Genomic DNA, 12,797 nt, shown 5'->3' with positions numbered 1-12,797 from the left:
ATTTACATAAATTTTTTAAATAATAAATGATCAAGGGTTAAAGGGTCAGGCTTTTTGGAAAGAATAAAAGTTAGAATAAATATATAAAGTAGATCGTGAATATAAAAAAACCAACTTGTCCAAGTTATTAAATCTAGTCCTGATGGAATTGTATAGATGCCTACTGTGATGAATGCAATAAAACAAATAAAGATCAAGATCAAACAAGAAATTTGAGTAAAGAGCCCAATAGTAAGCATTAGTCCAAGTACAAACTCACAAAGAGATACAAAGACAGCCATGAACTCAGGAAATGGTATTCCTGCATGAATTATAGTATCCAACATAATTTGTTGATTCTTTTCTACAAAAAGCTTGTTATATCCAGTCGTTAAAAAGAATAGCCCAATCGATATTCTTATAAGAGCTAGAGAAAAATTATTAAATTTTGTGGAGTAGAGGGGATTTTGGAAAAATATTTTCAACATAGAGCGGGAAAAAGTGGAGAAATATTCTAGAAATATGGATGAAGTGTTCAAGCTTAAGCAAGTTTTGTGATGTATGATATTTGTCTTTCAATTTCCTACAATGAACGCAATTACCTGATTTTATTTTATAAATTAATAGATTGTTATTATACCGTAAGCCTTATTCTATATGGGTTATGGGTGGGCAACTAATACGAGAGTTTATCGAAGTGCTTATGTTGGGGAGCCAGTTACAGAAGAATTTCGCCCAGACAGAGTCACGATAGTTATCGATCCAAAAACAAAAAGAATAATAGCTAGTATTTGCGGCTAAGTCTTTATAGATTTGTTATAAATCAAAAAGATACCAGTTAATTGATCTCTTTTACTCTATTTACAAAATTAATTCTGCCAATACGGTGTGTCTCCATAGATTTCTGAAAAATAATCTATCACTGCTCTAATATTAAGTGGTGGATGGCGGACATTTGGATAAATGGCTGCAATATGCTGGGGTTGCGATTTAATCGCGACTTCATATTCAGGTAAAAGCTTGATTAAGTGTCCTTGTTTTAAAGCTTCGCCAATCAACCAGTCAGGAAATAAAACAATCCCCATACCATGAAGTGCAGCTGTCATTAAGCTCTCGGCATTGTTTGAAGAAAGTAAGGGAGTAATTGGATAATGTACCCATTCTTCAGCAGGCTTCCGCACTAACCAACGGTTAGGACCTTCAAAGCCTTTATAGACTAGGCATTTGTGTTGATTAAGTTCTGTCGGCTGATCAAGCGTACCGTATTTGGCAACATACTGAGGAGATGCTGCCAAATGGTATTTTTGTGTACCAAAAATACGTGCATGAAATGATGAGTCGGTCAGCGTTCCAATGCGAAATATTAAATCGGTGCTTTCGCGTAACGGATCTATAAATTCATCGGTTTGTATTAGTTCTATTAAGAGTCTTGGATAACGTTCTGATAAACCCGCCAACCACGGCGCAATATGCCGTTGACCAAAAAATACAGGGGCATTAATTCGGACGAGTCCCGATGGCACTATGGTTTTATCTTGTAAAGCCTTTTGTGCTTCCAACTAGAACGGTTGCCATGAATTTAGATTAATTAAAAAAGATTTTATAAAGACTTTGTGTAGTGAAATCTTATTCACCTATGCAAAGTCTTTTTATTTTTATTAGATTTTTAATGGTGTCTGTTTAAACGCTCTACTCAGAAAAAAGTTCAAAACATACTCTTCTTAACCATTGGTTGCTTGGTGTTTGATGAACTCGTGCATGCCAATGCTGCTTCACACTATAAGTTGGAAAATGATAAGGCAGTTCTAAAACTTTTAAACCGCCTCTTACTAGAAGCACCTGACTTAAATAATGGGGAATCGTTGCAATCGCATCTGTGTCTTGAACAACTAATCCAACGCCTAGATAGCTTGGCAGGCGAACCAGAATATTTCGGTTTACTCCAAGTTTTTGTAACTCATGCTCCAGCACATAGTGTCCACCAGTTGCGAAAATATCGACATGCAGCTCTTGGCGAAATTCTTGGTCTGAAAGCGTTGTGCCTGTAAGCCTTGGGTGTTCTTTACTGGCAATACAAATATAACGTTGTTGGAAAAGCGTTTGCTGATAAAAACCTGCTTCAAGCTGAGGCAAAAAACCAATGGCTAAATCAATGTCTCCATTTGACATCATGACTGGTGTATTGGCATCAATGGGGACAATTTCTAAGCGAATATTAGGTGCATGGGCACGTAAATAATTGATCAGTTTAGGTAATAAAACAAGATGACTAATATCAGTCATGCTGATTTTAAATTGATAATTTGAAGTCTGTGGATCAAATTCAATATTGTAGTTTTGAACCAGTTTTAGTCGGTTCAGAATTTCTACAACCAGCGGATATATTTGTTTAGATAACTCAGTAGGTTGCATCTTATTTTCAATACGAACAAAAAGTGGGTCCTGAAAATGCTCACGTAATTTATTTAACGCAATACTTAAAGTCGGTTGTCCGATTTCAAGCTGTTCAGCAGCTTTAGATACACTGCTATGTTTATAAATTTCAAAGAAAATTTGTAAAAGCCGAGTATCAAGATCAAACACTTTAACTTCCTTGTATTGATTTTATCAATACAGACTATTGTTTTTTGTGCATGGATTCAACAATTTTCGATTGTTAAATTGATGACCAAGGAAGAATAGGCCGTAAAAGTACAAAGCATTCTTGTACCAATTGGCCTTAAATAGAGGATCTGAAATGGAACAGTTAGCAACACTAGATGACTTGCCGAAACGTTATCTTGGTCAACTTGAAGAATCAAATTTAGTCCCTTTATGGCCAAGTTTACGCAATGTATTACCTCCGCATAAACCGATGCCGCAGACGATAGCGACCGCATGGTATTTTCAGAATATTAAACCTTTATTGCTCGAAGCAGGTGAGTTAACACCAATTGAAAAAGCTGAACGCCGTGTATTGGTTTTAGCAAATCCCGGACATGGTCTGGAAAATATGAAAGCCAGTTCGGTCATGTATCTTGGCATGCAGCTTTTATTACCAAAAGAATGGGCGCCATCACATCGACATACCCCAAATGCAGTGCGTCTGATTGTTGAAGGTGAAGGGGCGTATACGACTGTTGAAGGTCAAAAATGCATGATGGAGCATGGGGATTTAATCCTTACACCATCAGGGCTTTGGCATGAACATGGACATGAGGGTGATGAGCCTGTGATCTGGTTAGATGTACTGGATTTACCTTTGGTTTATTACATGGAAGCTTCTTATGTACAACCGGGTGAAATCCAAAAAGTGACCAGTGCCGGAAGTGCCCATTATTATGGTACTGGTATTGTGCCAACTGCACATTTTACCCGTGAAAATGCCTCGTATCCGATCATGCGTTACTCTTGGAAAGAAACCAAAAAAGTTTTGCATGCGCTTGCAGATGATAAAAACCATCAAGCCCCAATTCAGGTGACTTACATCAATCCTGAAACTGGTGATGACTGCCAAAATATTATTGGTTACTCAGCTTTAATGCTCAGACCAAATGAAACTTTACAGCTCCAACCACGCTCTACTGCCCAAATTTTTCATGTGATTGACGGTCAGTTACAAGTCAAAATTGATCAGAAAGATTTCAATTTAAATAAAGCTGATACGGCATGTGCACCATGTTTTTCACATATTGATTTAATCAATACCTCAGATCAACCATGCTATTTGTTTATTGCAGATGAAGCACCCTTACAACGGAAATTGGGTCTGTACTCTGTGCGTGAGCGCCAGTAAATAGAATATTTTATAAGGATATAAATCATGTCAAATACTCAACAACCGATATTAATTGCTGGTGGCGGCATTGGCGGGTTTGCAGCTGCACTGGCTTTGGCAAAACAAGGCTTTAAGGTACAGGTTTTTGAACAAGCCCCTGAAATTGGTGAGATCGGTGCAGGTATTCAACTAGGCCCGAATGCTTTTCATGCCTTTGATGCGCTGGGAATTGGTGAAATTGCTCGCAGTAAAGCGGTCTATACCGACTATATGGTCATGCATGATGCGATTGATGAATATCAGGTCGGCAAAATTCCAACCGATGAAAAATTCCGTGAACGTATTGGTAACCCATATGCGGTGATTCACCGTGCCGATATTCATGGTTCATTAGTGGAAGGTGCTAAAAAATACGGCAACTTGGAAATTATCACTAATTGTTATATTCAAAAAGTTGACCAAGATGATGCTGGCGTAACGATTACCGATCAAAACGGTACGCAATATCATGGTCAGGCACTTATCGGTGCTGATGGGGTTAAATCTGTTGTGCGTGACACTTATGTAGGTGACCCTGCATTGGTTACAGGCCATGTGGTTTACCGTGCTGTAGTACCTGAAAGCGAGTTTCCTGAAGACTTGAAATGGAATGCGGCCAGTATTTGGGTCGGGCCAAATTGCCACCTTGTGCATTATCCACTGCGCGGCGGAAAGGAATATAACGTTGTGGTGACGTTCCATAGCCGTGAGCAAGAACAGTGGGGCGTAACCGATGGTTCAAAAGAAGAAGTGCTGTCTTATTTTCAAGGAATTTGCCCGAAAGCTCGTCAATTGATTGAGTTACCTAAAAGCTGGCGCCGCTGGGCAACCGCAGACCGTGAACCGATTGAAACCTGGACTTTTGGCCGTGTGACATTACTTGGTGATGCAGCACATCCAACCACGCAATATATGGCGCAAGGTGCATGTATGGCGATGGAAGATGCCGTAACTTTAGGCGAAGCCTTACGTGTTACCGACCATGACATTTTAAAAGCTTTTGATATTTATCAAAAAGCACGAGTGGCACGTACAGCACGTATTGTTTTGTCTTCACGTGAAATGGGCAAAATTTACCATGCCAAAGGTGTACAACGCTTGGTTCGCAACGATTTGTGGCGTGGACGTCCTACTGAACGTTTTTATGATGCAATGGAGTGGTTATATGGTTGGAATGTCAATAACTGCCTTGATGCAGTGAAAAACTATCAAGGGAATGTAGCATGAAACTTTATAGTTTTTTCCGTAGCGGTACATCACACCGAACTCGCATTGTTTTGAACCTAAAGGGTTTGGCTTACGAAGCGGCTTATATATCGCTCGCTAAAAACGAACACCATCAAGCTGCTTTTAAAGCTTTAAATCCGCAAGGATTTGTACCAGTACTTGAAACTGAATCGGGAAACTTGTTGCAAAGTCCAGCCATTATCGAATGGCTAGAAGAACAATATCCCGAACCTGCTTTATTGCCTACAGATGCATTGGGTCGTGAAAAAGTCCGTGCCATTGCTGCATTAGTTGGATGCGATGTTCACCCCTTAAACAACAAGCGTGTTCTTGAATATTTACGCCAGAACTTAGGGTTGGATGATGCACAAATCAATGCATGGTGTGCCAAGTGGATTCAGGATGGATTTGCTGCTTTAGAGCATATTTTGGAACAAGACCAGAATCGCGAAAAGTTTTGCTATGGCAATCAACCTACCATTGCAGATGCCTATTTAGTTCCACAAGTAGTGTCTGCCGAGCGTTTTAAAGTCGATTTGTCGGCTTATTCAAATATTAATGAAATTTACCAACATTGCATGACCTTAGAAGCATTTCAAAAAGCAGCACCTGAACAGCAGGCCGATGCATTTTGAGTCGTGATTAACCTAATAGAAGGAATTTAACATGTCATTTATTTTTGAACCAATGACCACTGCGGGTCTATTTATTCATGGCTCAGAGTATAAATTTCCAGTACGCCGTGTGTATTGCGTTGGCCGTAACTATGCTGCTCATGCCCGTGAAATGGGTTTTGACCCAGACCGTGAACCACCATTTTTCTTTTGTAAGCCAAATGATCTTGAGTCGATTGTTCCGGTAAATAAAGATGCGGTTGATATTCCATATCCATCTGAAACTTCAAATTTTCATTATGAAATTGAGTTGGTTGTTGCAATTGGTAAAGATGCCAAAAATGTCTCGGTTGAGGATGCAGTGAACTATATCTATGGCTATGCCGTTGGTTTAGATATGACACGTCGTGACTTACAGATGGCAATGCGTGAAAAAGGTCGACCATGGGAAATCGGTAAGGCTTTTGATTTTTCTGCACCAGTTGGCCCAATTCATCCGATTACTCAAACGGGTGAAATCAATAATGCAGATATTCATTTAACGGTAAATGGTAAAACCGAACAGCACAGCGATGTCAGTCACCTGATTTGGTCTGTGGCCGAAACGATTGCCAATTTATCTACGTTATTTGAACTAAAAGCAGGTGATTTGATTTTTACAGGAACTCCAGAAGGCGTGGGTGCGGTAGTGAAAGGTGATGTTATGCGTGCAGACATTACTGGACTGACTGGAATTACGGTGAATGTGAAATAAATCAAATTGATCTGATTTATTGAAATAGGTGCTCAACCTAAATAAAAAATACAGTTGGGCGCCTTTGCTAAGGATTGCATATACGCCAATGTATTGGCGAAAGGAGCTCTCATGTCTCAAAACTCTATAGACGTACAAAGTTTCATTGATGAAATACCGCTATCGTCTTTGCAAAAATTAATCATGTGGTTGTGTTTTTTGATTGTTGCGATTGATGGTTTTGATACCGCGGCAGTTGGGTTTATTGCACCTGCTTTAAAGGCGGAATGGGGGTTGCAAGCAACCGATTTGGCACCTTTATTTGGCGCTGGTTTATTTGGACTGATGGCAGGTGCACTCATTTTTGGGCCGTTATCCGATAAATTAGGCCGTAAACCGATTTTGATTGGGTCGGTCATTATGTTTGGAATTGCCAGTGTTTTTGCCTCTTTTTCAGCAGATTTACAAACTCTGATTATTTGGAGATTTCTCACTGGTTTGGGCTTAGGTGGGGCTTTACCTAATGCAATTACTTTGACCTCTGAATATGCGCCTACATCTCGCCGTTCTAATTTAGTGACTATGATGTTCTGTGGTTTTACCATTGGTTCTGCTCTTGGTGGCATTTTTTCAGCTCAGCTACTTCCTCATATTGGTTGGCACGGTATTTTGCTTATTGGGGGAGTGTTGCCTTTAGCGACTGTACCTTTCTTATATTTTTTACTACCTGAGTCTATTCGATTTTTAGTGCTTAAAAAGAAGAGCACCCAGAAAATTGAAAAGATTATTCACTGTATCGCACCGCATTTAAATAGCACACCAACTTTGGTTCCAACAGTCAATGAAGTTGAAAAATCAAGTTTGAAAGATTTGTTTAATAAAGGCTTTGCTTTGGGTACTTTTTTGATTTGGTTTACCTTTTTTATGAGCCTTCTCATTATTTATATGATTTCAAGTTGGATGCCTACTTTATTAACCAATGAGGGCTTTAATTTATCCAATGCGTCATGGCTTACTTCAATTTTCCAAATAGGTGGAACCATTGGTGCGATTGTCTTAGGCCTACTAATGGATAAGATGGATGCAACCAAAATTTTAAGTACGGCTTATGTTTTTGGCGGATTCTTCCTGATTTGTTTAGGGTTTGGAATTGAACAGGCAAACACGGCTTTATTGATGTTTGCCATGTTTGGGGTAGGTGCAGGAATTAGTGGTTCGCAAGTGGGAGCAAACGCTTTTGCATCTAGTTTTTATCCAACACATTGCCGTGCAACAGGGGTAAGTTGGGCCAACGCAGTAGGGCGCTCAGGGTCGATTGTGGGGTCAATTATGGGCGGCTGGTTAATGTCATTAAACCTCTCCAGTTTTGAAATTTTAAGTATTTTAGCGATACCTGCATTTTGTGCCGCGGTTTCGTTGTTACTCATTAAACGTTTAAAGAAAAATCAGTCTCAAGTTTTAGTCGCTTCAAATTGAGATAAGGCTATCGCACCGAACAAATATATGTCTGTGCCAAAGGATGGCGCAGACAATAATTAAAGGATGATTTGTTTCATGAAATATTTAAAAACCCCATATTTAAAGTTTTCTACTCTTTTATTTATCTGTAGTGGTCATTCCTTGTTGTGGGCAGCAGATACCTCTCAACAAAGCGAAGATGAATGGAAGTTCACGCTAAAGAATGCCTATATCAACCGTAATTTTGATAATGATGCCTTAAAAGATACTGGCAGTTGGTCTCAGGCAGCATCGCTATTTTATAAGTCGAAAATGCATGACACCCCTCTGCAAATTGCAGACAAGCCCATTACGATTGGTGCAGATGCTTCTGTACAATACGCCGTGCGCTTGAGTTCAGACAAACATATTGCGGACACGGTTTTACCTTTTAATAAAGAAACACAATCTCAGGCTTCAGACTATCAAAAATACGGCGCAACTTTAAAACTAGGTTATGACAAAACCCTTTTAAGTGTCGGTGAACTCTGGTTAGACCTGCCTGTAACGGCTGTGGATGCCAGCCGACAATTACTTGCCTCTTATTGGGGAACCAATCTTAAGTCGCAACTTTCAGATCAGCTCTATGCAGAAATTGGTCGAGTGGAAAAAGTATCTCCACGAAATGAAGAAGACTTTAAAAAGTTTTCTTTCACGGCAAATGGAATCACTAAAGAATCTGATGGTTTAAATTACATAGATCTGCGCTATCAATTCACACCGTCGCTAAAGGGTGAATATTACTTTGGTAATTTAGAAGACCTGTACAACAAACACTATGTTGGACTTGAGCACAATTGGAAACAGCCTAACTTTGCGCTTACATCTAAGTTTAAATACTTCAATGCAAAAGATGATGGCAATACTTTTGATATTGATGCGTAAAACATCGGGGTGCTAGAAACGCTCAAAGTAAAAAACCATACCTTTGGCTTGGGCTACCAACAAATTATGGGTGAATCAGCTTACCCTCTACCAGATGGTTTCTTACCAGAAACCTATTTCATTAACTGGAACGCAACTGGATTCTTTAAAGAAGACGAAAAGTCTTATCATGTGATGTATGGCTACGACTTTAAAGATTATGTTCCAGGTTTAAATGCAATGGTTAAATATGTTTACGGCCATGACTTTAATGCAGCCAATGGTGAAAAAAACCATGAAACTGAATCGAATGTGATTTTAAATTATGCGTTTCAGCAGCCTTTCTTAAAAGGCGTCGCTCTTCAATACATTCGTATTGATTACAACGTAAAACATGGCAATGACTTTGGTGAAGATCGTCTATTTGTCAACTACACCAAAAAGTTTTAAAGACTTTTTAACACTCATCATTAAAAAAGAGACCGTAAAAGGTCTCTTTTTTCTCTCATATTCCAAGGTTTAGACTAATTATTTAGTCGTATCAATAGAGACTAAAACAGATAAACCTGGGCGTAATAATTTAACGTCTTTTTGATTTTCAATAAGCTTGATTCGTAAAGGTAGACGCTGAACAATCTTGGTAAAGTTACCTGTTGCATTGGTCGCCGAGATCGGAGAGAAAAATGCGCCAGTAGATGGAGAGAAGCTGTCTACCACACCTTTTAGCTCAACGTTATAAGCATCTACATAGACATTAACAGATTGTCCGATCTTGATCTTTTTTAACTCAATTTCACGGAAGTTGGCTTCTACATAAACCTGATCTATAGGAACAACCACCATGAGTGGATTACCAGCGCTCACAAAGTTACCTACGTTAGCTGACTTTTGACCAATCATGCCATCAATAGGCGCACGAACCTCTGTATAGCTCAAATTCAGTTTTGCTTTATCAAGTGCGGCTTGTGCTTGTTTAAGAGCAGCTTGTTTGGCTTGTACCTGAATCTTGTATTGGTTGAGCTGATACTGTGCATCAATCACTTTTTCTTTACTGCTGTCTAAGTCAGCATATTGTTCAGTCAATGTAGTCTTAGACTGCTGGGTAATTAATCTAGATTCCGCTCCAAGTGCTTGTAGTTGCTCATAACGCGCCGTATTGTCTTTTGTGAGCTTAATTCCAGCTTCTACTTTTCTCAGCTGTGCTTCAGTTTCACGAATAACAGTGGGTTGTCTATCCACTGCGAGCATTGCTTCACTCAGGTCAGCTTGCGCTTTGGCATAATTAGATTCAGCCTCAGCCAAAGCAGCTTGATAATCACGTGCATCAATCCTTGCTAAAAGTTGGCCTTTTTTTACGGTCTGATGATCTTTAATGTAAATTTCTTCAATATTGCCAGATACCTTAGGGGCAATAGTTGAATACTCTACATCTACACGTGCATCGTCTGTTTCAACAACCGAAGACGGTAAAAATATAAGTTTTAAAACCCACAAAATAGATGCTAAGACAATAATAAACGCAATAGCCATAACCCAATGCTTTTTGAGAAATTGCACCTTGGTTAACTTGGGTGGTTCGGTATGGATGGTGTCTTGGGCTTCGAGAGTACTCATAAAGATTTTCCTGAGTTATGACTATTCATTAACTTAATGAGAGCAATACGTGGCGGATAAGTTCGAACTGGCAAAATCAACATCACGATGAATAAAATAGCGGTAAGGCCAGCTAAGATGAGATATTGATCGCTAATAACTAAAACTGATTGTTGCGCTTGAATCGCAGAATTTAGGGCAGATAAACCACCTGAAACACGATCTGCACCATTTGCGGTGAGCACAGGTGGAGTAAGTGGATTAATAACAGGGCCTTGAATATTTTGGAAAACATGTTGGGCTGTATTTTCAATCAGTCGTGTTGAATGGTATTCACCGCGTACTCGACTGATCCAGTCTAAAATACAAACACCCAGTACACCGCTAATAGCACGCGGGGTATTAATCATAGGGGATGCATAAATTGCCATAGTTGGGTGAACACTGTTTGTCCCCATCATTAAGAGCGAGAGCACGACACAGGTTTGCCCCAGACATGAGATTGCATGCCAAAAATAAAATTGGTCTTGATTCCATGTGGTATCAAGTTGACTTGCACCTAGGCAACCCGCAATGACCAGAAGTAAGCCAAACCCGTGTACATACCGGCTATCCACCCAAGCTTGATTTAAAAGCTTCACAACAATAGGAATATAGATAAATTGCAGGGCCGCAATTTGTAAGCCAATCCACATGGTCTGAGTGGGTTTATAGCCATGTACAGCACTTAAGTAATTGAGTGGTAATGTGCTGGTGGACATACCAATAATGACAAAGCAAAAGAGTGCGAAAACAGCATAAGCAAAATTTCGGATTTCGAGCATTTGCGGTTTAATGAGTGGTGACGGATAACGCCATTCATGTATAAAAAACCAAGGTAAAGTAATCGCACTAATTAAAGCCAATACACAAATTAATTGAGAATGGAACCAATCTAAATGATTGCCATGCAAAAGCAGGGTGCTCAGACTAGCTAAGCTAATAATCGCTAAAATGGCACCAATCCAATCGTAAGTTTTTATTCTTGAATAATTAAGAGGATCTTGGGGAATACCAAAATACACCAGTGCAGCGCTTAGCGCACAAAAAGGAATGGTTTGGAAAAATATCATTTTCCATCCAATTACATCTAAGTAAAAAGCTGAGAGTGCAGCACTTAAGTTGGGAAAGAACGTCGCAGTTAATGCATAGCAGGCGAGACCCCATAGTCGAATATCAGGTCCTAAAAATCTAAGCGCACAGGCCATGAGCAAAGGAATGGTTAAACCATTGGCGAGCCCTTGTAAGCCACGTAATAGATAAAAGATTTCGATATTTGGACTAAAAGGAATTAAAACGCTAGAAAAAAGGCAAAGTCCTATAGCAAAAAGAAGAACTCTGCGCATAGAAAAAATGACTGCCCAACTCGTAGACAGGATCATGCCAATAATCATTGCACTTGCGTAAATACTGTTAACCCAATAACCCGAGTCGACACTAATACCCATTGCACCTCGAATGTCGACTAAAGTAATGCTGGTAATTCGGTTATTAAATTCAACAGTCATTGCAGCAAATATTGCACCTGCTAAACCGATGAGTGGCTTTGTATTCATCTTTTACCTTAAATCTTAAACATCAATTCATTGCACGGAGTAAATATTTACTGTACTGTACCGATCGGTACTCTACTCTTTAATTAAATTTCCGTCAATTCTCGATTTTGAACTTTTCGATGAGTTACACTTAGAACGAAATCGCTAAAATTTTTATAAGGTCAATATGTCTGGTTTAACGAAAGCTCATGAAAAAGATCAAAAAATTCTGGATGCAGCAACAAAGTTTTTTTTGATCCACGGCTTTAGTGGAACAACGACCGACATGATTCAAAAGGAAGCGGGGGTTTCAAAAGCAACGATGTATGGTTGCTATAAGAATAAAGAAGCGATGTTTGCAGCGGTGATTGAACGTCAATGTACCAACATGCAAAAACAAATTATTTTAGTTGAGACAAAAGCCGATAATTTACGATCAGCACTAACTGAAATTGGGAAGACCTATCTGTGTTTTATATTATCGCATTCAGGCTTGGCTTTTTTTAGGGTTTGTATTGCAGAAGCGGTAAGGTTCCCAGAGTTATCTGAAAAATTCTTTGAATTGGGTCCACAGCGTCTAGCAAATATCATTGCAGGATATCTAGAAAAATCCGTTAAACAGGGCGAAATTGAATTAAGCTCTTCTTCAGAAGTTGCTACGAATATATTTTTATCGCTATTAAGAAGTGATGCTCATCTAAAATGTTTGACGCATCCTGATTATTTAATATCAGAGAATGAAATCAGTACTTGGGTTGAATACGCTGTTGATTTGTTTTTAAAAAATATCAATTACAAATCAAATTAATTTAGGAAATTTTATTCTATCTATAAGCTCTGGATGTGGAAATTAAAAAGAGACCATTTTGTGGTCTCTTTTTTTAATTGATTAGATCGCTTCTTTGGTCATCTCACCATTC

10 protein-coding genes and 2 pseudogenes are annotated in these 12,797 nt (G+C 39.1%); 7 read left to right on the top strand and 5 right to left on the bottom strand.

Annotation, left to right across the window (positions count from 1 at the left end; translation table 11 throughout):
• Positions 1-2 precede the first annotated feature (2 nt).
• The 3 genes and pseudogenes from B806_RS0118815 to B806_RS0118805 form a co-directional block, all read right to left on the bottom strand.
• The gene (locus B806_RS0118815) at positions 3-467 is read right to left on the bottom strand and encodes a DoxX family protein (protein ID WP_017386102.1); all 465 of its coding nucleotides are present in this window, start codon (positions 465-467) and stop codon (positions 3-5) included.
• Between the two features lie 381 nt (positions 468-848).
• Positions 849-1,535 (bottom strand): annotated as a pseudogene (locus tag B806_RS0118810) (substrate binding domain-containing protein); the annotation flags it as partial.
• Between the two features lie 133 nt (positions 1,536-1,668).
• Positions 1,669-2,562, bottom strand: coding sequence for a LysR family transcriptional regulator (locus tag B806_RS0118805; RefSeq protein WP_017385956.1), 894 nt, complete (start codon positions 2,560-2,562; stop codon positions 1,669-1,671).
• Positions 2,563-2,716: 154 nt separating this feature from the next.
• On the opposite strand from B806_RS0118805, the gene B806_RS0118800 reads away from it, so the two are divergent.
• The 6 genes and pseudogenes from B806_RS0118800 to B806_RS0118775 all read left to right on the top strand — a co-directional run bounded on the left by B806_RS0118800 (position 2,717) and on the right by B806_RS0118775 (position 9,160).
• Entirely contained in the window at positions 2,717-3,754 is a 1,038-nt protein-coding gene (locus tag B806_RS0118800; protein WP_017385955.1) for a cupin domain-containing protein, read from the top strand.
• Between the two features lie 27 nt (positions 3,755-3,781).
• Positions 3,782-5,002 carry a 3-hydroxybenzoate 6-monooxygenase gene (locus B806_RS0118795; protein ID WP_017403355.1) on the top strand — a complete coding sequence of 407 codons (1,221 nt, stop codon included), beginning with the start codon at positions 3,782-3,784 and terminating at the stop codon, positions 5,000-5,002.
• Positions 4,999-5,637, top strand: coding sequence for a maleylacetoacetate isomerase (maiA, locus tag B806_RS0118790; RefSeq protein ID WP_017385953.1), 639 nt, complete (start codon positions 4,999-5,001; stop codon positions 5,635-5,637). The genes B806_RS0118795 and maiA overlap by 4 nt, the downstream gene beginning before the upstream one ends.
• Positions 5,638-5,668: 31 nt before the next feature.
• The gene (locus tag B806_RS0118785) at positions 5,669-6,370 is read left to right on the top strand and encodes a fumarylacetoacetate hydrolase family protein (protein WP_017385952.1); all 702 of its coding nucleotides are present in this window, start codon (positions 5,669-5,671) and stop codon (positions 6,368-6,370) included.
• A gap of 111 nt (positions 6,371-6,481) precedes the next feature.
• Entirely contained in the window at positions 6,482-7,825 is a 1,344-nt protein-coding gene (locus tag B806_RS0118780) for an aromatic acid/H+ symport family MFS transporter (protein ID WP_017385951.1), read from the top strand.
• Between the two features lie 78 nt (positions 7,826-7,903).
• Positions 7,904-9,160, top strand: a pseudogene (locus B806_RS0118775) (OprD family outer membrane porin).
• 78 nt (positions 9,161-9,238) lie between these two features.
• On the opposite strand, the gene B806_RS0118770 reads toward B806_RS0118775, so the two are convergent.
• Together B806_RS0118770 and B806_RS0118765 are read right to left on the bottom strand one after the other, a co-directional pair.
• Positions 9,239-10,324, bottom strand: coding sequence for an HlyD family secretion protein (locus B806_RS0118770; protein WP_017385949.1), 1,086 nt, complete (start codon positions 10,322-10,324; stop codon positions 9,239-9,241).
• Entirely contained in the window at positions 10,321-11,898 is a 1,578-nt protein-coding gene (locus B806_RS0118765; RefSeq protein WP_017403354.1) for an MFS transporter, read from the bottom strand. Before B806_RS0118765 ends, B806_RS0118770 begins: the two co-directional genes overlap by 4 nt.
• A gap of 166 nt (positions 11,899-12,064) precedes the next feature.
• On the opposite strand from B806_RS0118765, the gene B806_RS0118760 reads away from it, so the two are divergent.
• A complete protein-coding gene (locus B806_RS0118760; protein WP_017385947.1) occupies positions 12,065-12,685 on the top strand; it encodes a TetR/AcrR family transcriptional regulator in 621 nt (206 codons plus the stop codon).
• Positions 12,686-12,797 lie beyond the last annotated feature (112 nt).

It is taken from the genome of Acinetobacter sp. TG2027 (assembly GCF_000302435.1).
In the GTDB taxonomy this organism is placed as follows: Bacteria; Pseudomonadota; Gammaproteobacteria; order Pseudomonadales; family Moraxellaceae; genus Acinetobacter; species Acinetobacter pittii.
Note: the sequence above shows the minus strand (reverse complement) of the source record. Positions and strands in the feature narration are given on the sequence as shown.

Bases quoted from the DNA above. Each gene is read 5' to 3' on its own strand.
- B806_RS0118815 (WP_017386102.1), bottom strand. From the start codon at position 467: ATGTTGAAAATATTTTTCCAAAATCCCCTCTACTCCACAAAATTTAAT.
- B806_RS0118800 (WP_017385955.1), top strand. From the start codon at position 2,717: ATGGAACAGTTAGCAACACTAGATGACTTGCCGAAACGTTATCTTGGT.
- B806_RS0118795 (WP_017403355.1), top strand. From the start codon at position 3,782: ATGTCAAATACTCAACAACCGATATTAATTGCTGGTGGCGGCATTGGC.
- maiA (WP_017385953.1), top strand. From the start codon at position 4,999: ATGAAACTTTATAGTTTTTTCCGTAGCGGTACATCACACCGAACTCGC.
- B806_RS0118785 (WP_017385952.1), top strand. From the start codon at position 5,669: ATGTCATTTATTTTTGAACCAATGACCACTGCGGGTCTATTTATTCAT.
- B806_RS0118780 (WP_017385951.1), top strand. From the start codon at position 6,482: ATGTCTCAAAACTCTATAGACGTACAAAGTTTCATTGATGAAATACCG.
- B806_RS0118770 (WP_017385949.1), bottom strand. From the start codon at position 10,324: ATGAGTACTCTCGAAGCCCAAGACACCATCCATACCGAACCACCCAAG.
- B806_RS0118765 (WP_017403354.1), bottom strand. From the start codon at position 11,898: ATGAATACAAAGCCACTCATCGGTTTAGCAGGTGCAATATTTGCTGCA.
- B806_RS0118760 (WP_017385947.1), top strand. From the start codon at position 12,065: ATGTCTGGTTTAACGAAAGCTCATGAAAAAGATCAAAAAATTCTGGAT.